The organism is Streptomyces sp. NPDC096339, assembly GCF_044762985.1.
Taxonomy (GTDB): Bacteria; Actinomycetota; Actinomycetes; order Streptomycetales; family Streptomycetaceae; genus Streptomyces.
The window spans coordinates 75,409-97,251 of record NZ_JBIWFI010000030.1; the positions used below are offsets into that span (position 1 = coordinate 75,409).

The 21,843-nt window shown below is 70.6% G+C and carries 17 protein-coding genes; 8 read left to right on the plus strand and 9 right to left on the minus strand.

The genetic code is table 11. From position 1 onward, the window contains the following. Window positions 1-165: 165 nt before the first annotated feature. Window positions 166-3,312: an isoleucine--tRNA ligase gene (gene ileS / locus ACIQ5Y_RS29725; RefSeq protein ID WP_403887085.1), complete on the minus strand. Its 3,147-nt coding sequence runs from the start codon at window positions 3,310-3,312 to the stop codon at window positions 166-168. Window positions 3,313-3,921: 609 nt separating this feature from the next. Here ileS and ACIQ5Y_RS29730 point away from each other — a divergent pair. The 5 genes from ACIQ5Y_RS29730 (at window position 3,922) to ACIQ5Y_RS29750 (ending at window position 8,823) form a co-directional block, all read left to right on the plus strand. Further along, window positions 3,922-4,752 (plus strand): TraR/DksA family transcriptional regulator, encoded by an 831-nt coding sequence (locus ACIQ5Y_RS29730; protein WP_403887087.1) that lies wholly within the window; start codon window positions 3,922-3,924, stop codon window positions 4,750-4,752. A gap of 121 nt (window positions 4,753-4,873) precedes the next feature. Then, complete coding sequence (gene lspA, locus ACIQ5Y_RS29735; protein ID WP_403887090.1) at window positions 4,874-5,434, plus strand: signal peptidase II; 561 nt, start codon at window positions 4,874-4,876, stop codon at window positions 5,432-5,434. A gap of 17 nt (window positions 5,435-5,451) precedes the next feature. Then, complete coding sequence (locus tag ACIQ5Y_RS29740; RefSeq protein ID WP_403887093.1) at window positions 5,452-6,393, plus strand: RluA family pseudouridine synthase; 942 nt, start codon at window positions 5,452-5,454, stop codon at window positions 6,391-6,393. Then, a complete protein-coding gene (locus ACIQ5Y_RS29745) occupies window positions 6,390-6,863 on the plus strand; it encodes a GNAT family N-acetyltransferase (RefSeq protein WP_403887095.1) in 474 nt (157 codons plus the stop codon). The genes ACIQ5Y_RS29740 and ACIQ5Y_RS29745 overlap by 4 nt, the downstream gene beginning before the upstream one ends. Window positions 6,864-7,230: 367 nt before the next feature. Next, the gene (locus tag ACIQ5Y_RS29750) at window positions 7,231-8,823 is read left to right on the plus strand and encodes a Na+/H+ antiporter (RefSeq protein WP_403887098.1); all 1,593 of its coding nucleotides are present in this window, start codon (window positions 7,231-7,233) and stop codon (window positions 8,821-8,823) included. Between the two features lie 17 nt (window positions 8,824-8,840). On the opposite strand, the gene ACIQ5Y_RS29755 is transcribed toward ACIQ5Y_RS29750, so the two are convergent. Then, the gene (locus tag ACIQ5Y_RS29755; protein ID WP_403887101.1) at window positions 8,841-9,332 is read right to left on the minus strand and encodes an SRPBCC family protein; all 492 of its coding nucleotides are present in this window, start codon (window positions 9,330-9,332) and stop codon (window positions 8,841-8,843) included. 64 nt (window positions 9,333-9,396) lie between these two features. Here ACIQ5Y_RS29755 and ACIQ5Y_RS29760 point away from each other — a divergent pair, with 64 nt between their 5' ends. Then, window positions 9,397-9,990 carry a TetR/AcrR family transcriptional regulator gene (locus ACIQ5Y_RS29760; RefSeq protein WP_403887104.1) on the plus strand — a complete coding sequence of 198 codons (594 nt, stop codon included), beginning with the start codon at window positions 9,397-9,399 and terminating at the stop codon, window positions 9,988-9,990. Between the two features lie 38 nt (window positions 9,991-10,028). Here the strand turns inward: ACIQ5Y_RS29760 and ACIQ5Y_RS29765 are convergent, their stop codons facing one another. After that, window positions 10,029-11,072 (minus strand): mechanosensitive ion channel family protein, encoded by a 1,044-nt coding sequence (locus ACIQ5Y_RS29765; RefSeq protein ID WP_403887185.1) that lies wholly within the window; start codon window positions 11,070-11,072, stop codon window positions 10,029-10,031. A gap of 56 nt (window positions 11,073-11,128) precedes the next feature. Here ACIQ5Y_RS29765 and ACIQ5Y_RS29770 point away from each other — a divergent pair, with 56 nt between their 5' ends. Beyond that, window positions 11,129-11,698 carry a dienelactone hydrolase family protein gene (locus ACIQ5Y_RS29770; protein WP_403887107.1) on the plus strand — a complete coding sequence of 190 codons (570 nt, stop codon included), beginning with the start codon at window positions 11,129-11,131 and terminating at the stop codon, window positions 11,696-11,698. A 72-nt stretch (window positions 11,699-11,770) separates the two neighbouring features. On the opposite strand, the gene ACIQ5Y_RS29775 is transcribed toward ACIQ5Y_RS29770, so the two are convergent. The 5 genes from ACIQ5Y_RS29775 to ACIQ5Y_RS29795 form a co-directional block, all read right to left on the minus strand. Further along, on the minus strand, window positions 11,771-12,718 hold the full coding sequence (locus ACIQ5Y_RS29775; RefSeq protein ID WP_403887187.1) for a M43 family zinc metalloprotease: 948 nt from the start codon (window positions 12,716-12,718) through the stop codon (window positions 11,771-11,773). 262 nt (window positions 12,719-12,980) lie between these two features. Further along, on the minus strand, window positions 12,981-14,657 hold the full coding sequence (locus tag ACIQ5Y_RS29780) for an alkaline phosphatase D family protein (protein WP_403887109.1): 1,677 nt from the start codon (window positions 14,655-14,657) through the stop codon (window positions 12,981-12,983). 141 nt (window positions 14,658-14,798) lie between these two features. Beyond that, the gene (locus ACIQ5Y_RS29785) at window positions 14,799-15,593 is read right to left on the minus strand and encodes a DsbA family protein (protein WP_403887111.1); all 795 of its coding nucleotides are present in this window, start codon (window positions 15,591-15,593) and stop codon (window positions 14,799-14,801) included. Between the two features lie 48 nt (window positions 15,594-15,641). Next, window positions 15,642-16,328 carry a hypothetical protein gene (locus tag ACIQ5Y_RS29790; RefSeq protein ID WP_403887114.1) on the minus strand — a complete coding sequence of 229 codons (687 nt, stop codon included), beginning with the start codon at window positions 16,326-16,328 and terminating at the stop codon, window positions 15,642-15,644. A 49-nt stretch (window positions 16,329-16,377) separates the two neighbouring features. Then, window positions 16,378-17,703, minus strand: coding sequence for a DUF2252 domain-containing protein (locus tag ACIQ5Y_RS29795; RefSeq protein ID WP_403887116.1), 1,326 nt, complete (start codon window positions 17,701-17,703; stop codon window positions 16,378-16,380). A gap of 168 nt (window positions 17,704-17,871) precedes the next feature. Here ACIQ5Y_RS29795 and dnaE point away from each other — a divergent pair, with 168 nt between their 5' ends. Continuing rightward, a complete protein-coding gene (gene dnaE, locus ACIQ5Y_RS29800; protein ID WP_403887119.1) occupies window positions 17,872-21,414 on the plus strand; it encodes a DNA polymerase III subunit alpha in 3,543 nt (1,180 codons plus the stop codon). A gap of 102 nt (window positions 21,415-21,516) precedes the next feature. Here the strand turns inward: dnaE and ACIQ5Y_RS29805 are convergent, their stop codons facing one another. Further along, on the minus strand, window positions 21,517-21,681 hold the full coding sequence (locus ACIQ5Y_RS29805; RefSeq protein WP_403887121.1) for a hypothetical protein: 165 nt from the start codon (window positions 21,679-21,681) through the stop codon (window positions 21,517-21,519). Window positions 21,682-21,843 lie beyond the last annotated feature (162 nt).

The following is a 21,843-nucleotide window of genomic DNA, read 5'->3' on the forward strand; positions in this document are numbered from 1 at the left end:
GGCGAGGCTGGATATCCGCCGCTGCGGGCATTTTCAGCCCGTCCGGCGTTTGAGGACCGGGGTCCGGGGCGGAGCCCCGGGGAACGGAGGAAGGGTGGGGCGGGGAGAGGACATGGCTGTGGCCCGGACCCCACGGCGGGGGCCGGGCCACAGGCAGGGGAGCCGTTACGCCTTGCGGAGGCGGAACGTCAGGCCGAGGGGTTCGTCCGTGAAGGCGTCGCCGTACGTGGCGTCCGCGTCGCCCGACGCGAAGTCCGTCGCCAGGACCTCGTCCGCGATGAGCGCCGCGTGGTCCGTCAGGGCCGTCACGACCTCCGGGTCCGCGGAGGACCACCGCAGGGCGATGCGGTCCGCCACGTCGAGGCCGGAGTTCTTCCGGGCCTCCTGGATCAGGCGGATCGCGTCACGCGCGAGACCGGCCAGTCGCAGCTCCGGGGTGATCTCCAGGTCCAGGGCGACCGTCGCGCCCGAGTCGGACGCCACGGACCAGCCCTCGCGCGGGGTCTCCGTGATGATGACCTCCTCCGGGGTGAGGGTCACCGTCTCGCCGTTCACTTCCACCGTGGCCTCGCCCGCGCGCAGGGCCAGGGAGAGGGCCGCCGCGTCGGCCGCGGCCACGGCCTTCGCCACGTCCTGGACGCCCTTGCCGAAGCGCTTGCCCAGTGCCCTGAAGTTCGCCTTCGCCGTCGTGTCGACGAGGGAGCCGCCGACCTCGGAGAGGGACGCCAGCGAGGAGACGTTCAGCTCCTCCGTGATCTGCGCCTGGAGCTCGGGGGAGAGGGCCTCGAAGCCCACCGCGCCGACCAGCGCCCGCGAGAGGGGCTGGCGGGTCTTGACGCCCGACTCGGCGCGCGTCGCACGGCCCAGCTCGACCAGGCGGCGCACCAGCAGCATCTGCTGGGACAGGTTCCGGTCCACCTGGGAGGCGTCCGCCTCGGGCCACGTGGACAGGTGCACCGACTCCGGGGCCTCCGGGGTGACCGGCGCGATCATGTCCTGCCAGACCCGCTCCGTGATGAAGGGGGTCAGCGGGGCCATCAGGCGGGTCACCGTCTCGACCACGTCGTGCAGCGTGCGCAGCGCCGCCGCGTCGCCCTGCCAGAAGCGGCGGCGCGAGCGGCGGACGTACCAGTTGGACAGGTCGTCCACGAAGGCGGAGAGGAGCTTGCCCGCGCGCTGGGTGTCGTAGGCCTCCATGGCGTCCGTGACCTCGGAGACGAGGGTGTGGAGCTCGGAGAGCAGCCAGCGGTCGAGGACCGTGCGGTCGGCCGGGGCCGGGTCGGCCGCGGAGGGCGCCCAGTTCGACGTACGGGCGTACAGGGCCTGGAAGGCGACCGTGTTCCAGTACGTGAGGAGGGTCTTGCGGACGACCTCCTGGATCGTGCCGTGGCCGACGCGGCGCGCCGCCCACGGGGAGCCGCCGGCCGCCATGAACCAGCGCACCGCGTCCGCGCCGTGCTGGTCCATGAGCGGGATCGGCTGGAGGATGTTGCCCAGGTGCTTGGACATCTTGCGGCCGTCCTCGGCGAGGATGTGGCCCAGGCAGACCACGTTCTCGTAGGACGACTTGTCGAAGACGAGGGTGCCGACCGCCATCAGGGTGTAGAACCACCCGCGGGTCTGGTCGATGGCCTCCGAGATGAACTGCGCCGGGTAGCGCTTCTCGAAGATCTCCTTGTTCTTGTACGGGTAGCCCCACTGCGCGAACGGCATCGAGCCCGAGTCGTACCAGGCGTCGATGACCTCCGGCACGCGCACGGCGGTCAGGGAGCAGCCCTCGGCCGTGCAGGTGAAGGTCACGTCGTCGATGTACGGGCGGTGCGGGTCCAGGGCCGAGAGGTCCGATCCCGTCAGCTCGCTCAGCTCGGCGCGGGAGCCGACGCAGGTGAGGTGGTTCTCCTCGCAGCGCCAGATCGGCAGCGGGGTGCCCCAGTAGCGGTTGCGGGACAGCGCCCAGTCGATGTTGTTGTTCAGCCAGTCGCCGAAGCGGCCCTGCTTGACCGAGTCGGGGAACCAGTTCGTCTTCTCGTTCTCCCGCAGCATCGCGTCCTTGACGGCGGTGGTGCGGATGTACCAGGACGGCTGCGCGTAGTAGAGCAGGGCCGTGTGGCAGCGCCAGCAGTGCGGGTAGCTGTGCTCGTAGGCGATGTGCTTGAAGAGCAGGCCGCGCGCGTCGAGGTCGGCGGTCAGCTTCTCGTCGGCCTTCTTGAAGAAGACGCCGCCGACCAGCGGGACCTCCTCCTCGAAGGTGCCGTCGGGGCGGACCGGGTTCACGACGGGCAGGCCGTAGGCGCGGCAGACCGCGAGGTCGTCGGCGCCGAAGGCGGGGGACTGGTGGACCAGACCCGTACCGTCCTCGGTCGTCACGTACTCGGCGTTGACGACGTAGTGGGCCGGCTCCGGGAACTCGACCAGGGAGAACGGACGCTCGTACGTCCAGCGCTCCATCTCCTTGCCCGTGAAGGACTCGCCGGTGGCCTCCCAGCCCTCGCCGAGGGCCTTCTCCAGCAGCGGCTGGGCGACGACCAGCTTCTCGGCGCCGTTCGTGGCGACGACGTAGGTGACCTCGGGGTGCGCGGCGACCGCCGTGTTGGACACCAGGGTCCACGGGGTGGTCGTCCAGACGAGCAGCGCGGCCTCGCCCGCGAGGGGGCCGGAGGTCAGCGGGAACCGGACGAAGACCGAGGGGTCGACGACGGTCTCGTAGCCCTGCGCCAGCTCGTGGTCGGAGAGGCCGGTGCCGCAGCGCGGGCACCAGGGGGCGACGCGGTGGTCCTGGACCAGCAGGCCCTTGCCGAAGATCTCCTTCAGCGACCACCACACGGACTCGATGTACTCGGGGTCCATCGTCCGGTAGGCGTCGTCCAGGTCGACCCAGTAGCCCATCCGGGTCGTGAGCTCGGTGAACGCGTCGGTGTGGCGGGTCACGGACTCGCGGCACTTGGCGTTGAACTCGGCGATGCCGTACGCCTCGATGTCCTGCTTGCCGTTGAAGCCCAGCTCCTTCTCGACGGCGAGCTCGACGGGCAGGCCGTGACAGTCCCAGCCGGCCTTGCGGGCCACGTGGTAGCCGCGCATGGTGCGGAAGCGGGGGAAGACGTCCTTGAAGACGCGGGCCTCGATGTGGTGGGCACCGGGCATGCCGTTCGCGGTGGGCGGGCCCTCGTAGAAGACCCACTCGGGGCGGCCCTCGGACTGCTCCAGGGTCTTGGCGAAGATCTTGCTCTCGCGCCAGAAGTCGAGGACCCCGTGCTCAAGGGCAGACAGGTCGACCTGGGCGGGTACCGGGCGGTATTGCGGCGGTGTGGTCATGAGGCTGAACTCTTCCTCCGGCGGTGTGTCACTTCCGTCCGGAGGGACGAGAACAAGGACTGCTCCCGCGGTACCACCCTCCTTGGCCCCCGAACGCGCCGGTGACCCCCTCATTGGGGTGCGAAGCCGGTTCTAGCGGCCCTGCGGCTCCCTGCGGGATCCGTTCGGGCTTTCTTCCGGCGGCTCCGGGGTGATCCTTCGCATCGCGCTCGCCCCCGGGCTCTCACCGTCCCCGGGTCGCTCCTGGCTGCGTCCGACGCTACTCGTCCCCATCCATGCCTCTCGCTGGGCCCAGTGTACGGGCCCGGGCGGCGGTCGGCAGACCGGTTTACCAGGGTGCGCACGGGGGCTGGAACGGGGGCCGGCGCGGGCTCTCGTGCGGGCTCCGGTGCGCGGCCTGCGGAGGCCGCGGCGATGACCCGAACGGGCTGACGGACCCGAAGGGATCCAGGTGGGGCGGGTGGGGCGGATTACGGGGCCCCCTGCTGGGCACAACGGATGCAGGTTGGCCTCGACGGAAGCGTGCCCCGTTGCCGCGGGACTGGAGTCGATTTATCGTTCCGGCACGATTCGCGAGCAAAGATCACAGTATGTGAAGGGGCCGCGGCCATGGTGGCGAAAAAGACCGCCGGGAGTACCGCCGGGAGTACTGCCAGGACGGCTGCCGGAACGGCTGCCGCCGGGCAGGAGCCGGCCAGGAAGGCCTCGACGAAGAGCGCTGCGGCCGGGAAGGCGTCGGCCGAGCCGGTCAAGAAGGCCGTCGCCGGGAAGGCCGCGAAGAAGGCCGTGGCCGCGAAGACGGCTTCCGCCGGCAAGGCGGCGGCTGCCACCGCCACGAACACGACCGCCAAGAACACGACCGCCGTGAAGACGACGCGGAAGGCCCCGGCCAAGAAGGCCGGAGCCGAGGGGGCGGCGCAGGCCGCGAAGAAGACGGGAGTCCCGAAAGTGGTTGCCAAGAAGAGCACCGGCGCGGCCAGGAAGACGGCCGCGGCCGCCACGAGCGGACTGCCCAAGGCGAGGGTCACCGCGGTCACCGAACCGGGCGAGCTCGCCGTACGGCCGGGCGAGGACCCCTGGACCCCCCAGGAGGTCGCGGAGGCCCGCAGCGAGCTGATGACCGAGGTCCTGAGGCTGCGCGCGGAACTCGACGCCTCGGAGGTGGCCATCTCGGGCCTCATGCGCGACTCGGGCGACGGCGCGGGCGACGACCAGGCCGACACGGGCACCAAGAACATCACCCGGGAGTCCGAGCTGGCCCTCGCGGCCAACGCGACCTCGATGCTGGAGCAGACCGAGCGGGCCCTGGAGCGCATGGACGCCGGAACCTACGGGCTCTGCGAGAACTGCGGCAAGCCCATCGGCAAGGCGCGGATGCAGGCCTTCCCGCGGGCCACGCTGTGCGTGGACTGCAAGCAGAAGCAGGAACGGAGGCACTGACTCCGCGGGGGCCGGCGGGCGGCGGGAAATCGGGCGGGCGGTGGGAGGCCGCCCCGACGGCGGCCTGACGTACCCTCGTGTCTGGTCAGCAAGCCGGTTCGAGCTAGTTCGAGGGACTCACGTGGCAGAGGCGGAGAGCATCATCGGTACGCCGGAGGTCGGAGACGATGCCCAGCCGGAGACCGCGCAGCCCAAGGGGCGCCGGCGGATCGTCGCGCTCCTCGTCGTCGCGCTCCTCGCGTACCTGCTGGACCTCGGCAGCAAGATGGTGGTCGTGGCCAAGCTGGAGCACCAGCCGCCGATCGAGATCATCGGTGACCTGCTGAAGTTCGAGGGAGTCCGCAACCCGGGGGCCGCCTTCGGCTTCGGCGAGGCCTTCACGATCATCTTCACCTGCATCGCGGCCACCGTGATCGTGGTGATCGCGCGCCTGGCGCGCAAGCTCTACAGCCTGCCGTGGGCGATCGCGCTGGGCCTGCTGCTCGGTGGCGCGCTGGGCAACCTGACCGACCGGATCTTCCGTTCGCCGGGTGTCTTCCGGGGGGCCGTCGTCGACTTCATCGCCCCGGCCCACTTCGCCGTGTTCAACCTCGCCGACACGGCGATCGTGTGCGGCGGCATCCTGATCGTGCTGCTGTCCTTCAAGGGCCTGGACCCGGACGGCACCGTCCACAAGGACTGACAAGGCATACTCGACGGGTGAGTACCAATCCCGAGATCCGCACCCTGCCCGTTCCCGATGGCCTCGAAGGCGAGCGCGTCGACGCCGCCATCGCCCGTATGTTCGGTTTTTCCCGGACGAAGGCGGCCGAACTCGCGGCCGAGGGGAAGGTGGCGGTCGACGGAAGCGTCGTCGGGAAGTCCGAACGCGTGCACGGCGGTGCCTGGCTCGAGGTCGAGATGCCCGCGCCGCCGCGCCCCGTCGAGGTCGTCGCCGAGCCGGTTCCGGGCATGGAGATCGTCCATGACGACGACGACATCGTCGTCATCATGAAGCCGGTGGGCGTCGCCGCCCACCCGAGCCCCGGCTGGACCGGCACCACCGTCATCGGCGGGCTCGCCGCGGCCGGCTACCGGATCTCGACCTCCGGCGCGTCCGAGCGCCAGGGCATCGTGCACCGCCTCGACGTCGGCACGTCCGGCCTGATGACCGTCGCCAAGTCGGAGCGGGCGTACACCTCGCTGAAGAACCAGTTCCGCGAGCGGATCGTGGACAAGCGCTACCACGCGCTGGTGCAGGGCCACCCGGACCCGATGAGCGGCACCATCGACGCGCCGATCGGCCGGCACCCCAGCGCGGACTACAAGTGGGCCGTGACCCAGGACGGCAAGGCCTCGGTCACCCACTACGACCTGATCGAGGCGTTCCGCGCGGCCTCGCTGCTCGACATCAAGCTGGAGACCGGGCGCACGCACCAGATCCGCGTGCACATGTCCGCGCACCGGCACCCCTGCGTCGGCGACCTGACGTACGGCGCGGACCCGACGGTGGCGAAGCGGCTGGGTCTGACCCGGCAGTGGCTGCACGCGGTGCGGCTCGGCTTCGAGCACCCGGCGGACGGGCAGTGGGTGGAGTTCGAGAGCAACTACCCGGCGGACCTGCAGCACGCGCTGGACGTGATCCGGGCGGAGAGCGAGTGACCTCGCCGGTCGAGGTGCGGGTCGCCGTCTCGGAGGAGGACCTGAAGTCCTGCTTCGCGGTGCGGACCGAGGTGTTCGTGGTCGAGCAGTCCGTACCGGAGTCGATCGAGTACGACGCGTACGACGCGGGTGCGGTGCACGTGCTGGCCGTCGGCGCGGACGGGGAGCCGCTGGGTACGGGCCGTCTGCTGCACGGGCCCGAGGTGCTGGCCAAGACCGGTTCCCCGGACGTCGGCTCGCTGGGCCGGCTGGCCGTGACCAAGTCCGCGCGCGGGCTGGGCGTGGGAGTGGCACTGGTGCGGGCGATCGAGGCGGAGGCCGTTCGTCTCGGCCTCGCGGCCGTGGACCTGGGCGCGCAGACGCATGCGCTCGGCTTCTACGAGCGGCTGGGGTACGTGGCGTACGGGCCGGAGTTCCAGGACGCGGGCATCCCGCACCGGGCGATGCGGCGCGCCCTGACGAAGCCGTAGCGGCGCCGCTGCGCGGCCCCCTGGGGCTCCGCCCCAGACCCCGCGCCTCAAACGCCGGCGAGGCTGGAATTGCCCTGCGGGCAACCCGGCCGCGCCTGGCGGACGGGCGCGGCCCCCTGGGGCACCGCCCCAGACCCTCGCCTCGAACGCCGGCGGGGCTGGAATTGCCCTGCGGGCAACCCGGCCGCGCCTGGCGGACGGCAGCAGCAGCCCACATCAAGCCCCGCCGGCGTTTGAGGCGCCGCCGGAGGCAAACAAGCCTCGCCGGCGTTTGAGGCGCGGGGTCTGGGGCGGAGCCGCGGGAAGCTCGGGCGCGGCCCGGGGCGGCGGGCACGGCCAAGCGCAGCGGACTGGCAGGGTGTGGGGGATGGATCAGCTTGCTCTGCTGTTCGTCCTGCTGCTCGGGGCCGTCGTCAGCGTGCCGTTCGGGGACCGGCTCGGGCTGCCCGCGCCCGTCCTGATGACCATCGGCGGAGCCGTCCTCGCGCTGGTGCCCGCCGTACCCAACGTGGACATCCCGCCCGAGTACATCCTGCCGCTCCTGCTGCCGCCGCTGCTGTACGCGTCCGCGCAGCGCACCTCCTGGCGGCAGTTCGCCGCCAACGTGCGGCCCATCCTCCTGCTGGCCGTGGCCCTGGTGTTCGTGACCACCGCGGCCGTCGGCTTCGTCGCGCACGCCATCGTGCCCGGGCTGCCGATCGCCGCCGCCATCGCGCTCGGCGCGCTCGTCGCGCCGCCCGACCCGGTCGCGGCGACCGCCGTGGCCGGATCGCTCGGGCTGCCCCGTCGGATGGTGTCGATCCTGGAGGGCGAGGGGCTCTTCAACGACGTGACCGCCATCGTGCTGTACCACGTGGCCATCGCCGCCGCCGTCAGCGGGAGCTTCTCCTGGTCCGACGCGCTCGGGGAGTTCGTGCTGTCGGCCGTCGTCGCCGTGGCCGTGGGGCTGGCGCTGGGGTGGGTGACCAACCGGCTCATGGGGCGGCTCGGCGACGCCACGCTGCAGATCGGTCTGACGCTGCTCGTGCCGTTCGTCTCGTACGTGGTGGCCGAGGAACTGTGGGGTTCGGGGGTGCTGGCCGTGCTGACGACGGCCCTGTTCCTCGCGGAGTACGCGTCCGACGCCGACGACGTGCTGGGGCGGCTGGCCGGGCACACCTTCTGGGAAGTCGTCGACATGCTGGTCACCGGGGTGGCGTTCGGGCTGATCGGGCTGGAGCTGCACAACGTCTTCGCCGCGGCGACGGGCCGTCCGTGGGAGTTGGCCGGATGGGCCGCCGCCATCGTCGGCGTGGTGGTCGGCGTGCGGCTGGTGTGGCTGCTGCCGGCGGGCTGGCTCGCCAAGCGGCTCCACTCGCGGCGCGACCTCGACGAGGAGATCCCGCTGAGCTGGCGGGAGAGCGTGGTGATGTGGTGGGCCGGGATGCGCGGGGTGGCCTCGGTGGCGCTCGCACTGGCGATCCCGTTCAAGACCGATGCGGGCGAGCCCTTTCCGGCGCGGGACGAGATCGTCTTCATCGCCTTCGCCGTGATCATGACGACCCTGGTGTGCCAGGGGCTCACCCTGCCGTGGCTGGTGCGGCGACTGGGGGTGGAGGCCGACGCGGACGCGGAGGCGGAGACCCAGAGGCGGCTCGCGATCCGCGCCGCGAAGGCCGCGAAGCGGCGGCTGAAGGAGATCGAGGAGGTCGAGGAACTGCCGGAGGACCTGGTCGAGCTGCTGCAGCGGCGTGCGTACGACGTCGGGGCCAGGATCAGCCCCGACATGGTCGACGAGGAGCGGCGGGAGGCGTACGCGAAGCGGGTGGAGCGGCTCCGGGACATCCAGCGGATCCAGCGCGAGATGATGTCGGCCGCCCGGCACGAAGTGCTTTCCGCGCGCAGCGAGCCCGGCGCCGATCCGGAGATCGTCGACCGGGTGCTGCGGCACTTGGACGTGCGGAGTCTGCGGAGTCCCTAGGGAGCTGGGCGTTCCGCTCAGCTCCGGCGCGGCAGGGCGCGCAGGAGGCGGACGTACGGGGGTCGGTGTGCGCGGCGGGCGAGGGTGCCGGTGCAGGCGAGTTCCGCGCGGTCCAGGCAGTCCTCCAGCAGGGCGTCGTGCAGCGGGCGGTAGACGAGCGGCCAGGTCGCGCGGGCCGGGCCGGTGGCACGCATCGCGAGGGTGTGGCGCAGCACGGTGCGGTCCTCGTCGACGGGCAGCACGGCGAACTCGTGGAAGCCGTGGAAGCCGCGAGGCCCGGTGAAGGCGAAGCGGACCCAGGTGCCGGGCACGTACGCGGTGACCGCGTAGCGGACCGGGCCGTGGCCGCCGGAAGAGCCGACCGTCAGACCGCGCTCCAAACGCACCGCGGGCCAGTCCGCGTGCGGCCAGAGCCGGTCCGCCGGACCTGCGGAGATCGTGTCGATCAGCGCCCCCACCTCGCTCCCCTTGGCCGTGAGCAGGCGTTCGTGCACGTTGTAGACGGCCATGAGGCTTCCCTCCCGTGGGTATTGGAGGTACCCCTCCAATAAATTGGAGAGTACTCTCTGATTCATGGCCAGACCACCCCGCTTCGACAGCGACCAGATGCTCGACGCCGCCGTCCGCCTCGCCGCCGCCTCCGGACCGGGCGGCGTGACCATGTCCGCCGTGGCCCAGGCGATCGGCGCGCCCAGCGGATCCGTGTACCACCGCTTCTCCGGACGCCCCGCCCTGCTCGCCGAGGTGTGGCTGCGGACCGTCGAGCGGTTCCAGGAGGGCTACTTCGACGCGCTCCACGGCGATCCCGACCCGCGCCTGGCCGCCCGCGCGGCCGCCCGGCACGTGATCTCCTGGAGCCGCGAGCATCCGCAGGAGGCCTCGCTCCTCCTCTACGGGGCCGAGGAGTTCGGCCGGTCCGAGTGGTCCGAGGAGCACCGGGACCGGGCGGACGCCGGCAACGCCCGGGCCTTCGCCTCCCTCCGCGAACTCGGCACGGCCCTCGGCGCGGCCGGGGCCCTGGGCTGGGAGCGGATCGCCCTGGCCGTCATCGAACTGCCGCTCTCCGTGGTCCGCCGGCACCTGCGGGCCGGCGACGCGTTGCCGCCGTACGCCGAGGAGCTGGCGGAGGAGTGCGCCGCCGCGCTGATCGAGGTCGGTACGGCTTAGTCGGTGTCCGGGTGTCCGGGTGTCCGGGTGTCCGGGTGTCAGGCGCTCGGGCCGGGGGTCGGGTCGGGCGGGGCCAGGCGGGGGAGGGCGTCGGGGTGGTGGGTGGCCAGCCAGGAGATCAGCTGTTCGCGGATCGTGCAGCGCAGCGTCCAGACGTCGGCCGCGTCCTTCGCGGTGGCCGTCGCCCGGATCTGGATGGTGTGCGGTGTGGTGTCCGTCACCACCAGCGCCCAGGCGCGGCCGTCCCACTCCGGGACGCCGGGCAGCAGTTGCTCCAGGTGCTCCCGCAGCAGCGGCACCGGCGCGCCGTGGTCCAGGTGCAGGTAGACCGTCCCGGTCATCTCGGCGCCGCCGCGCGACCAGTTCTCGTACGGCTTGCTCGTGAAGTACGACACAGGCATCGTGATGCGGCGTTCGTCCCAGGTGCGGACGGTGAGGAAGGTCAGGGTGATCTCCTCGACCGTGCCCCACTCCTTGTCGACCACCACCGTGTCGCCGATGCGGACGGTGTCGCCGAAGGCGATCTGGAGGCCGGCGAAGAGGTTGCCCAGCGCGGCCTGCGCCGCGATGCCCGCCACGATGCCGAGGACGCCCGCCGAGGCCAGCATCGAGGCGCCGACCGCCCGCATCTGGGGGAAGGTCAGCAGCATGCTCGCCACGGCGACCACGATGACCACCGCGCTGACCACCCGGTGGATCAGCGTGACCTGGGTGCGGACCCGGCGGACCCGGGCCTCGTCCGCGGCCGTCGCGGCGTAGCGCGCGTACACCGAGTCGACGGCGGCCGTCGCGATGCGGACCGCCAGCCAGGCCACCGACGCGATCAGCACCAGGTTGAGGACACTGCCGACGACGAAGGCGTGGTCGGGAAGGATCCCGGCCTGCCGGTAGGCGCCTCTGAGCAGCGAGGCGCACAGCACCACCTGGAAGGGCAGCCGACAGTGGCGCAGCAGACCCCAGAGCGGGGTCTCCGGGTGGCGGGCGGCCGCCCTGCGGAGCACCAGGTCGGCGGCCCACCCCGCGATCAGGGTGACCGCCAGCGAACCGCCGATGACCGCCACGGGACGCAGAACGCTCTCGATCTCCATGGGGGAGAACGTATCGGGAAGGCGCCCCGGCGAACTGGCACGATGGGGGCATGAACATCATGCTTTTCCACTCGACGTACGGGCTGCGGCCCGCGGTGCTCGCGGCGGCCGACCGGCTGCGCGCGGCCGGGCACCAGGTCCAGGTGCCGGACCTCTTCGAGGGGCGCACCTTCGAGACCGTCGAGGAGGGCATGGCCCACCGGGACGAGATCGGCCGTGACGAGCTGCTCAAGCGCGCGGTGCTGGCCTCCGCGCCCCACTCCGACCAGGGTCTGGTCTACGCGGGCTTCTCCTTCGGCGGTTCCGTCGCCCAGCACCTGGCGATGGCCGACGAGAAGGCGCGCGGCCTGCTGCTCCTGCACGGGACGGCGGACCTGGAGGAGGACGCCTCGGTGGACGAGCTGCCCGTACAGCTGCACATCGCGGACCCGGACCCCTTCGAGCCGCACGACTGGCTGACGGCCTGGTACCTGCGGATGCAGCGGGCCGGGGCCGACGTGGAGGTCCACAGCTACCCGGGCGCCGGGCACCTGTTCACCGACCCGGGGCTGGACGACTACGACGCCGAGGCCGCCGAGCAGACCTGGAAGGTCGCCCTGGCGTTCCTCGACTCCCTGTAGGAGCGGAAAGGTGCGGGGCACGGGCCGGTGTTCGCCGGTCCGTGCCCCGCACCCGTTTCACGCGGCCGGGGTTCAGCCCGCGCGGTAGGCGGTCCAGCTGCTCTTCATGCGGGCCACCTGGCCCGTGGTGAACTGGTACATGCAGGAGTCGTACGTGTAGTCCATGAAGTTGTGGATCGGGTCCACGCCGGACTTGCTGGCGCAGCTGTCACGGCCGGTCGGGCACTCGAAGGCCGCGGACTTCTCGGCCGGGGTGTCGGAGACGTAGTCGCCGTTGCCGTTACAGCCGCCCTGGAAGGTGTGGTACAGCCCCATCCAGTGGCCGACCTCGTGGGTCGCGGTGTCGCCCTCGTTGTAGTTGGTGGCGGAGCCGCCCGGCAGCGAGCTGTCGAGCACGACCACGCCGTCCATCTTGGGGGCGGAGGCGTAGGACGTCGGGAAGGTCGCCCAGCCGAGCAGGCCGCCGCCGAGGTTGGCGGTGTAGAAGTTCAGCGCGCCGGCGCCGCCCTTGCGCAGGGTGTTCTTCATGTCCTTCTCGGCCTGCGAGCCGTCGGTCAGGTTGTACCAGGTGGCGTTGTCCGTGTAGTCGGTGCCCGCCAGCGTGAACTGGAAGTTCGTGTTCACGTTCCCGGTGCCCTGGCCGCCGTAGGCGGCGTTGAGGACCGAGATCTGGTTGTTGATCTGGGTGGACGTCAGCTTTCCGGTGGTGCCGGAGTGCACCACGTGGAAGTAGACCGGGATGCTGACGACGGCGTCGGCGGCGGCCAGGCCGGCCTGCGGCTGGTTCTTCAGGGCCTTGTCGAGCTTCGCCTTCAGGTCGGCGTCCATGGCCTTGGCCTGCGCGTCGGTGAGCTCGTTGGGCTCGGCGGCGTGCTGCTCCTTGGGGCGGGCGGCACGGGCGTTGGCGGCGACGCCGGTGTCCTGGGCGCACGCCTCGGCGGGGGTCTTGGCGGCGGCCACGGTGGTGGGGGCGGCGAGCGGGGCGAACGCCAGGGTTCCGGCCAGCACCGCCGTGCCCATCAGGCGGCGGCGGAGAAGGGGGGATATGCGGGCGACAGCGCGCACGTGTGCTCCTCGCGAGTGGGGGGTTTGGCGTGAAGGATCTCTCCACGTTGGCGGGAAGCTTATGTGTTCATGACATGCAGGGGTCAAGACCCTTACGTAAAAGATTTGTTGCTTCTGATGGCAGAGGGGCGCCTGGTATGCACCAGGCGCCCCTCTGTGGCGTAAAATTGACGGTCAGTCAGTTATTTTGTCCGGAAAGTCTGTGGAGTCGGCCGGGTCAGCGGGCCGGCTGCCACACCCGCTCCACCTTCTGGGTCCCGTTCAGCGTCCGGTACGAGCGCTCCCAGGCGGACGTCGCGTCCTGCCGCCGCTTGTCCGAAACGACGTAGTAGTCCATCTGCGAGTGCTCGGCCGTCACGTTCAGCACGCCGTAGCCGTGGGAGTCCATGTCCAGCCATTTCACGTGCCAGTTGGCGGCCTTGATGGCCCCCTCCGCGACCAGCGAGGCGGTGTCCGCCGGCACGTGCAGGATGTCGTCGATGTTGTCGGAGGTCACCGAGGTGACGACGAACTCCGTGGCGGCCGTGCCCGAACCCGGGTACGTGGCCATGTTCACCGGTACCTCGTTCGCCCACGCCATGTGGATGTCGCCGGTCAGGAACACCGTGTTCTTGATGTTCCGGTCCTTCAGGTGGCCGAGCAGTTCCTTGCGGTCGTCCGTGTACCCGTCCCACTGGTCCACGTTGACCGCAATGCCGCCCTCGGGCAGGCCCAGCAGCTTGGTCAGGGGGCCCAGCAGGTGCGCGGGCAGCGAGCCGAAGGCCACCGGCGAGATCATCACCGAGGTGCCGACCAGCTTCCAGGTCGCGTTCGAGCCCGCGAGGCCCGCCTTGAGCCAGTCCAGCTGGGCGCGCCCGGTGATGGTGCGCTCCGGGTCGTCCACCGAACCGCTGCCGACCTTGACCTGCTGCGAGCGGAACGAGCGCAGGTCGAGGAGGTGCAGGTCGGCCAGGGTGCCGAAGCGCAGCCGCCGGTAGACCGTGCCCGAGATGGAGGCGCGGACCGGCATCCACTCGAAGTAGGCCTGCTTGGCGGCGGCCGCGCGGGCCGCCCATTCGCCCTCGGCGCCGGGCGTGTGGTTCTCGGCGCCGCCCGCCCAGGCGTCGTTCGCGAACTCGTGGTCGTCCCAGATGGCGACGATCGGGTGCGCGTGGTGCAGGCCCTGGAGGTCGGCGTCCGTCTTGTACTTGCCGTGCCGGGTGCGGTAGTCGGCGAGGGTGAGGATCTCGTGCTTCGGCTCGTGCGGGCGCACGACGTACTTCGCCTCGGGGTATCCCCCGGAGGCGTACTCGTAGATGTAGTCGCCCAGGTGCAGGATCGCGTCCAGGTCGGTACGGGCGGCCAGGTGGCGGTACGCGGAGAAGTAGCCGGACTCCCAGTTGGCGCAGGAGACCACGCCGAAGCGGACCCCGGCCGTGGTGACGTCGTGCCCCGGCGTGGTCCGGGTGCGGCCGACGGGGGAGACGGTGCCACCCGCGGTGAACCGGTACCAGTACCCGGTCTGCGGCTGGAGCCCGCGCACGTCCACCTTGACCGTGTGGTCGGTGTCGGCGCTGGTGGAGGCGGTGCCACTGGCGACGACCCGGGAGAAGGCCTTGTCCGCGGCCACCTCCCAGCTCACGGAGGTGGCCGGGCCCAGCCCGGAGCCGGGCACGGCCTCGGGGGTCGGGGTGACGCGGGTCCACAGCAGGACCCCGTCGGGCAGCGGGTCGCCGGAGGCGACGCCGTGCAGGAACGCGGGCGCGCTCGCGGCGGCGTGGGCGGCGGGGGCGCCCAGTGCGGCGGCCACCGGGGCGAGGGCGGCCGTGGCGGCCGCGGCGAGAACGACCGTACGGCGGCGGGGGTTCGCCGCGCCGGCGGAGCGCTCGGAGGAGGGATCGAGAAGACTGGTCACGGATGATCACATTACTGACGGGTAGGCCTTTTGGGCCATCCCCCGAAAGGCAACGGGCGGGCGAACTCTGGGAGTTCACCCGCCCGTGTTGCCGGAAATCATCCGGAAATCGGTGGGAAAGAAGCCGGGAAGCGGCTTGGATCAGCCGGCGACGGCCTTGTCGATCGCCGCCGTGAACTGCTCCGCGGTCTGCGGGGTCTCGATCTTCTTGCCGTCCATCTTCAGCGTCGGCGTGCCCTGGACACCGCTCTTGTCGAAGACCTTGGACATCTCGATCGCCCAGCGGTTGTAGGTGCCGTCCTCGACCGCCTTCTTGAACTCGGCGTTGCCCTTGAGCGCCGGAACCTGGTCCGCGACCTTCAGCAGGTACTCGTCCTTGGAGAACTTGTCGTCCCTCTCCTCCGGGTGGTTCTCCGCGGAGTAAAGGGCCGACTTGTACTCCAGGAACGCCTCGGGACTGACGTTCAGGGCCGCGCCCAGCGCGCTCAGGGCGTTCTTCGCGCCGGAGCCGCCGAAGCCCTTGTCCAGGAAGGTGGCGCCGATGAACTGGATCTTGTACTTGCCCGCGTCGACGTCCTTCTTGATCTGCGCGCCGGAGGTCTGCTCGAACTGCGCGCAGACGGGGCAGCGCGCGTCCTCGTAGAGCTCCAGGGTCTTCTTGGCGTCGGCCTTGCCGATGACGACGGTCGTGCCGTTGTCCCCGGTGGTGTTCTTCGGCGCGACCAGCGCCGCGTCCGCGGCCTTGTCCCACTCCGAGGGCTGGTTCGCCTTGACGACCATGTAGCCGATGCCGCCGGCCAGGGCGAGGGCGGCGACGACGGCGCCGGCCACGATCACCTGGCGGCGCGCCTTGTCCTTCTTGGCCTGCTTCTCGCGCTCGATGCGCAGCTTCTCGCGGGCCGCCGCCTTGTTCGCCTGGCTGTTGCGTGCACTCATCGTGATCTCCGTGGGGTGTGGCATGGGCAGGGGGCTGTCGTACGTGCGTCAGGCGCGCGCGAGCGCGCCGGGCACGGGAGGCCCCCGCCGTCCCACGGAGTGCGCGGGGAACCGCGTACGGGCCCCCGCGCCCGGGAGCGCCGGCCACGCCGGCCGCGGCTCCGGCCGGGCGGTCGCCGCCCCGGCCGCGGCCGGCAGCAGCGGCCGGAACGCGAAGGCGGCCACCGCCCGCAGCAGCCGGCCCAGCGCCCGCTCCCCGCGGTGCAGCCACGCGGCGGCCAGCAGCCCGATCGAGACGTGCGCGCCGAGCAGCAGCCAGGGGGCCCACGGCCCGGGCGACGCGAGGAGCGCGGCCGGATCGGCGGCGGGCCCGGTCACCCCGGTCAGCGGCCCGCCCACCGGGGTGCCGCCGCACAGCGCGTCCAGGCCGAGCGCGCGCAGCGGGCCCGAGACCGGGCCGCCCGCGGGGCCGTAGCAGACGTGCTGCCCCGAGGTGAAGACGGTGTCGGCGGCCAGCTCCAGCGGCACGAGCAGCCCGGCGATGGAGCCGAAGCCCCGCTCGCGCCCGGCGAGCGCGTAGGCGATGGTGAACACGGCGGCGAAGGCCCCGCCCACCAGCGCGGGCGGCAGCGGGACCCGGGACATCAGGACGTGCGAGCCGGCCGAGAGCAGCACGACGAGCGCGCTGAACAGCGCGGCCCTCAGCCCCCGGAGTCTCACCCCTGATACGTCCATCGCCGCGAGTGTGCCACGTGAGCCTGTGAGAGCGGGCCGCAGGTCGGCACTACGGCGTGATGCGGCCGTTGCGGAAGAGGTCCACGAAGATCTGGTGGTCCGAACGCGCCCGGGCCCCGTAGGCGTGGGCGAAGTCGACGAGCAGCTCCGCGAAGCCCTCCTCGTCGGCGGCGATCGCCGCGTCGATGGCCCGCTCCGTGGAGAAGGGCACCAGGGACTGGCCGCTCTCGGCCTCGTCGGCCGAGGCGTGCATGGTGGCGGTGGCCCGGCCGAGGTCCGCGACCACCGCCGCGATCTCCTCCGGGTCGTCCAGGTCGGACCAGTCCAGGTCCACCGCGTACGGGGAGACCTCGGCCACCAGCTGCCCGGCGCCGTCCAGCTCGGTCCAGCCCAGCCACGGGTCGGCGTGCGCCTGGAGGGCGCGCTGCGAGATCACCGTGCGGTGGCCCTCGTGGCGGAAGTACTCCCGCACCGCCCGGTCCGTGATGTGCCGCGACACCGCCGGGGTCTGCGCCTGCTTGAGGTAGATCACGACGTCGTTCTCCAGGGCGTCGCTGTGCCCTTCCAGCAGGATGTTGTAGGAGGGCAGGCCGGCCGAGCCGATGCCCACGCCCCGGCGGCCCACCACGTCCTTGACCCGGTAGGAGTCCGGGCGCACGAGGGACTCCTCCGGCAGGGTCTCCAGGTAGCCGTCGAAGGCGGCCAGCACCTTGTAGCGGGTGGCCGCGTCCAGCTCGATGGCCCCGCCGCCCTCGCTGAAGCGGCGCTCGTGGTCGCGGATCTCGGTCATCGAGTCGAGCAGGGAGAAGCGGGTGCGGGAGCGGGCGTCGCGCAGGGCGCCCAGCAGGGGGCCGTCGGCGGTGTCCAGGGTGAAGGAGGGCACTTCCTCGTTCTTGGCGCCCGCGGCCAGCTGGTGGATGCGCTCCCGGTAGGCGACCGCGTAGGTCCGCACCAGGGCGCTGATCTGCTCGTCGCTGAGCGCCTTGGTGTAGCCGATCAGGGCGACGGAGGCGGCGAAGCGCTTGAGGTCCCAGGTGAAGGGGCCGACGTAGGCCTCGTCGAAGTCGTTGACGTTGAAGACCAGGCGCCCGTTGGCGTCCATGTACGTGCCGAAGTTCTCGGCGTGCAGGTCGCCGTGGATCCACACCCGGCCCGTACGGTCGTCCAGGTAGGGGCCGCCGTGCCGCTCCCGCTCCAGGTCGGCGTAGAAGAGGCAGGCCGTGCCCCGGTAGAAGGCGAAGGCCGAGGCCGCCATCTTGCGGAATTTGACCTGGAAGGCGGCGGGGTCGGCGGCGAGGAGCTCACCGAAAGCGGTGTCGAACACATCGAGTATCTGCTCGGCGCGCTGCTCGTCGGTCGTCTCGGGAACCGCCATGGCGGATGCCTCCTGGTGCACGGGTGGTACGGGTTCTGACCGACTGGACGTCGGACACGTGTTCCTGGTTCTGCAACGCCCGACCGTATCGCTCCGTGCCCCGGAAGTGTCACCCGTGGGACGTAGGATTCATAGCTGCCGCCCCTCTCGCCCCCGGAGGCCCCCACCGTGTCAAAGACGCCGTTCACGCACCTGCACGTCCACACCCAGTACTCGCTGCTGGACGGTGCCGCACGGCTGAAGGACATGTTCGCGGCCTGCAACGAGATGGGCATGACGCACATCGCCATGTCCGACCACGGCAACCTGCACGGGGCCTATGACTTCTTCCACACCGCCCAGAAGTCCGGCATCACCCCGATCATCGGCATCGAGGCGTACGTCGCGCCCGAGTCCCGGCGCAACAAGCGGCGCATCCAGTGGGGCCAGCCGCACCAGAAGCGGGACGACGTCTCCGGTTCCGGCGGTTACACGCACAAGACGATCTGGGCGGCGAACGCCACCGGCCTGCACAACCTCTTCCGGCTGTCCTCCGACGCGTACGCCGAGGGCTGGCTCACCAAGTGGCCGCGCATGGACAAGGAGACCATCTCCAAGTGGTCGGAGGGCCTGATCGCCTCCACCGGCTGCCCCTCCGGCGAGCTCCAGACCCGACTGCGCCTCGGCCAGTTCGACGAGGCCCTGAAGTCGGCCTCCGAGTACCAGGACATCTTCGGCAAGGACCGGTACTTCCTGGAGCTGATGGACCACGGCATCGAGATCGAGCGCCGGGTCCGCGACGGCCTGCTGGAGATCGGCAAGAAGCTCGGCATCCCGCCGCTGGTGACGAACGACTCGCACTACACCTACGCGAGCGAGGCCGGCGCCCACGACGCCCTGCTCTGCATCCAGACCGGCAAGAACCTCTCGGACCCCGACCGCTTCCGCTTCGACGGCTCCGGCTACTACCTGAAGTCCACGGACGAGATGTACGCCATCGACTCCTCGGACGCCTGGCAGGAGGGCTGCGCCAACACGAAGCTGGTCGCGGACCAGATCGACACCGAGGGCATGTTCAAGTTCCGGAACCTGATGCCGAAGTTCGACATCCCGGACGGCTACACCGAGGTCACCTGGTTCCGCGAGGAGACCATGAAGGGGATGCACCGCCGCTTCCCCGGCGGGATCCCGGACGACCGCATGAAGCAGGTCGAGTACGAGATGGACACGATCATCTCGATGGGCTTCCCGGGCTACTTCCTCGTGGTCGCCGACTTCATCATGTGGGCCAAGAACCAGGGCATCGCGGTCGGCCCCGGTCGAGGCTCCGCGGCCGGCTCGATCGTCGCCTACGCCATGGGAATCACCGACCTCGACCCGATCCCGCACGGCCTGATCTTCGAGCGCTTCCTCAACCCCGAGCGCGTCTCCATGCCCGATGTCGACATCGACTTCGACGAGCGTCGGCGCGTCGAGGTGATCAGGTACGTCACCGAGAAGTACGGCGCCGACAAGGTCGCCATGATCGGCACCTACGGCACCATCAAGGCCAAGAACGCGATCAAGGACTCCGCGCGCGTCCTCGGCTACCCGTACGCCATGGGCGACCGGCTCACCAAGGCCATGCCCGCCGACGTCCTCGGCAAGGGCATCCCGCTCTCCGGCATCCTCGACCCGCAGCACCCCCGCTACGGCGAGGCCGGCGAGATCCGCGGGATGTACGAGAACGAGCCGGACGTGAAGAAGGTCATCGACACCGCCCGCGGCGTCGAGGGCCTGGTCCGCCAGATGGGCGTGCACGCCGCCGGCGTGATCATGTCCAGCGAGACGATCACCGACCACGTGCCCGTCTGGGTGCGGCACACCGACGGCGTCACCATCACCCAGTGGGACTACCCGAGCTGCGAGTCGCTCGGCCTGCTGAAGATGGACTTCCTCGGCCTGCGCAACCTCACGATCATGGACGACGCCGTCAAGATGGTGAAGGCCAACAAGGGGATCGACATCGACCTCCTGGCCCTGCCGCTCGACGACCCCAAGACCTTCGAACTGCTCGGCCGCGGTGACACCCTCGGCGTGTTCCAGTTCGACGGCGGCCCCATGCGCTCCCTGCTGCGCCTGATGAAGCCCGACAACTTCGAAGACATCTCCGCCGTGTCGGCCCTCTACCGGCCGGGCCCGATGGGCATGAACTCGCACACGAACTACGCCCTGCGCAAGAACAAGCAGCAGGAGATCACCCCGATCCACCCCGAGCTGGAGAAGCCGCTCGAAGAGGTGCTCGCGGTCACCTACGGCCTGATCGTCTACCAGGAGCAGGTGCAGAAGGCCGCTCAGATCATCGCCGGCTACTCGCTCGGCGAGGCCGACATCCTGCGCCGCGTCATGGGCAAGAAGAAGCCCGAGGAGCTGGCGAAGAACTTCGTCATCTTCGAGGAGGGCGCCCGCAAGAACGGCTTCACCGACGCGGCGATCAAGGCCCTCTGGGACGTGCTGGTCCCCTTCGCCGGCTACGCCTTCAACAAGGCCCACTCGGCCGCGTACGGCCTGGTCTCCTACTGGACCGCCTACCTCAAGGCCAATTTCCCGGCCGAGTACATGGCCGGTCTGCTCACCTCGGTCAAGGACGACAAGGACAAGTCCGCGATCTACCTGAACGAGTGCCGCCGCATGGGCATCAAGGTGCTCCCGCCGAACGTGAACGAGTCGGAGCCGAACTTCGCCGCCCAGGGCGACGACGTGATCCTCTTCGGCCTCACCGCCGTCCGCAACGTCGGCCAGAACGTCGTCGAGTCGATCATCAAGACCAGGAAGGCCAAGGGGAAGTACTCCTCCTTCCCCGACTTCCTCGACAAGGTCGAGGCCGTCGTCTGCAACAAGCGGACCGTCGAGTCGCTGATCAAGGCCGGCGCCTACGACGAGATGGGCCACACCCGCAAGGGCCTGGTCGCCCACCACGAATCCATGATCGACAACGTGGTCGCGGTCAAGCGCAAGGAGGCCGAGGGCCAGTTCGACCTGTTCGGCGGAATGGGTGACGAGGACGGCAGCGACGAACCCGGCTTCGGGCTCGACGTGGAGTTCTCCGACGTCGAGTGGGAGAAGTCCTACCTGCTCGCCCAGGAGCGCGAGATGCTCGGCCTCTACGTCTCCGACCACCCGCTCTTCGGCCTGGAGCACGTCCTCTCCGACAAGACGGACGCCGGCATCTCCCAGCTCACCGGCGGCGAGCACTCCGACGGCGCCGTCGTCACCATCGGCGGCATCATCTCCGGCCTCCAGCGCAAGATGACCAAGCAGGGCAACGCCTGGGCCATCGCCACCGTCGAGGACCTGGCCGGCTCCATCGAGTGCATGTTCTTCCCCGCGACCTACCAGCTCGTCTCCACCCAGCTGGTCGAGGACACCGTCGTCTTCGTCAAGGGCCGCCTCGACAAGCGCGAGGACGTCCCCCGCCTGGTAGCCATGGAGATGATGGTCCCCGACCTCTCCTCCGCCGGCACCAACGCCCCCGTGGTCCTCACCATCCCCACCGTCAAGGTCACCCCGCCGATGGTGACCCGTCTGGGGGAGATCCTGCGCCACCACAAGGGCAACACCGAGGTACGGATCAAGCTCCAGGGGCCGCGCACCACCACCGTGCTGCGCCTCGACCGGCACCGCGTCCAGCCCGACCCGGCCCTCTTCGGCGACCTCAAGGTGCTGCTCGGACCGTCCTGCCTGGCCGGATGACGCCGTAGCCGCACACACGCGAGGGCCTGCCCGGTCGACCCGGGCAGGCCCTTTTTCGTCACTGAGCGCGCAGTACGCGCGTCAGTCGCGCGTCCGCCGTCGTCAGTTGTGGCCGAACTTCTTTTCCTTGCGCTTGTGGGCCATGTCCATCGGACTCGGCGACGGATTCAGCGACTCGCCGGACGATTCCATGGAGCTCTTCGACGGGTCCTGCGAAGAGCGGGCCTGCTGCTTCGCGGGCTGCTTCTGGTTCTTGTTCTTGGCCATGGGGGGAGCCTCCGAGAGGGTCTAGGGGCCAGGACCGCCTTCACACTCACACAGCGCCAGAAACCGCGCATTTTGGATCATTACTGCGCGTAGCCGGTAGAACCAAAACTTCCGCCACGCCGATGATCGAGTTCCGGCCGTCAACACCCTTGCGGTCGGGCA

Bases quoted from the DNA above. Each gene is read 5' to 3' on its own strand.
- ACIQ5Y_RS29730 (WP_403887087.1), top strand. From the start codon at position 3,922: ATGGTGGCGAAAAAGACCGCCGGGAGTACCGCCGGGAGTACTGCCAGG.
- ACIQ5Y_RS29755 (WP_403887101.1), bottom strand. From the start codon at position 9,332: ATGGCCGTCTACAACGTGCACGAACGCCTGCTCACGGCCAAGGGGAGC.
- ACIQ5Y_RS29750 (WP_403887098.1), top strand. From the start codon at position 7,231: ATGGATCAGCTTGCTCTGCTGTTCGTCCTGCTGCTCGGGGCCGTCGTC.
- ACIQ5Y_RS29775 (WP_403887187.1), bottom strand. From the start codon at position 12,718: ATGGGCACGGCGGTGCTGGCCGGAACCCTGGCGTTCGCCCCGCTCGCC.
- ACIQ5Y_RS29795 (WP_403887116.1), bottom strand. From the start codon at position 17,703: ATGGCGGTTCCCGAGACGACCGACGAGCAGCGCGCCGAGCAGATACTC.
- ACIQ5Y_RS29770 (WP_403887107.1), top strand. From the start codon at position 11,129: ATGAACATCATGCTTTTCCACTCGACGTACGGGCTGCGGCCCGCGGTG.
- ACIQ5Y_RS29790 (WP_403887114.1), bottom strand. From the start codon at position 16,328: ATGGACGTATCAGGGGTGAGACTCCGGGGGCTGAGGGCCGCGCTGTTC.
- ACIQ5Y_RS29785 (WP_403887111.1), bottom strand. From the start codon at position 15,593: ATGAGTGCACGCAACAGCCAGGCGAACAAGGCGGCGGCCCGCGAGAAG.
- ileS (WP_403887085.1), bottom strand. From the start codon at position 3,312: ATGACCACACCGCCGCAATACCGCCCGGTACCCGCCCAGGTCGACCTG.
- ACIQ5Y_RS29760 (WP_403887104.1), top strand. From the start codon at position 9,397: ATGGCCAGACCACCCCGCTTCGACAGCGACCAGATGCTCGACGCCGCC.
- ACIQ5Y_RS29805 (WP_403887121.1), bottom strand. From the start codon at position 21,681: ATGGCCAAGAACAAGAACCAGAAGCAGCCCGCGAAGCAGCAGGCCCGC.